Source organism: Terrabacter sp. P5_B1 (assembly GCF_056400505.1).
Genome location: NZ_JBFULD010000594.1, coordinates 1 through 931, shown reverse-complemented (window position 1 = coordinate 931; position 931 = coordinate 1). Strand labels below are relative to the sequence as shown.

Sequence of the window (931 nt, the reverse complement as noted above, 5' to 3'; positions counted from 1 at the left end):
ATCTTGGCCGTGTCGCCCCTGACGGTGATCGTCGTGGCCGCCCCCACGCCGGCCGCGGTGGCCGTGACGGACACACCGGGCACGACGTCGGTGAACGTGCTGGTCGCCGAGGTGATGACCTGCTCGGCCGCCGTGCCGGCATACAGCCGGGCCGTGGCGTCCTGGGCGGGCGAGACGACGGCCGCCCCCGTGGCGCCCATGAGGTCCGTGGCGGTGCTGGCCGCCACCTGCGCGGCCGTCCCCTCGTAGGCCCCGAAGGACCCCGTCGCCCCGGAGCGGGTCGACGTCAGCTGCAGACGGTAGAGCGGCGCGCCGGTGGCATCCGTGCCGGCCGCCACCTTGAGCGCACGCGCCGGACCGCCGGAGGCGTTGACGGCGGACACGAGGTCGTCGAGGGAGGTGCTCGCGGGGGTGATCTCGGTGGTGGCGCCGGCACCGTCGACCAGCGTCAGGGTGGCGGGCGCTCCGGTGCCGTCGGTCGGCCACGCACCGAGCGGGGCCGTGACGTCGACCCGGGTCCGGGCCAGCTGCGTGACGGTGAGGTCGAAGGTGCCGACGGTCGCGGAGGTGCCGGCCGAGGCGGTGACGCCCGTGGTGCTCGAGGTGGCGGCGAGCGGGTTGAGCGCTCCGGACGCGGCCAGCTTCCCGGCGAGCGTGCTCAGGGCAGCCGCCTTGGTGTTGAGCGTCCGAAGCACGGTCATCAGGCTCTGCTGGTCGGACTGCGCCTGCTTCAGCTGCTGCTGCGGCAGCGCCTCGACGGCCATGAGGGAGCTGACGATCGAGGTGATGTCGAGGCCGCTGCCCAGGCCGTTGACCGAGACTCCCACGAGGTGCTCCTTGGTCGGGTGCGGGTGGCCGATCGGGACGGCGCGACCTGCTGGGGGCTGTCAGTGGAGGTGATGCCGTCGGCGGCCGGGGTCGGGTCCCCGGC

Annotated in this window: 1 protein-coding gene; it reads right to left on the bottom strand. The window is 74.4% G+C overall.

What is annotated here, in order from left to right; all coding sequences use genetic code 11:
- A partial coding sequence (gene fliD / locus AC1DP0_RS22275; RefSeq protein WP_478088824.1) for a flagellar filament capping protein FliD occupies positions 1 to 827 on the bottom strand: 827 nt, incomplete at its 3' end.
- Between the last annotated feature and the right edge of the window lie 104 nt (positions 828 to 931).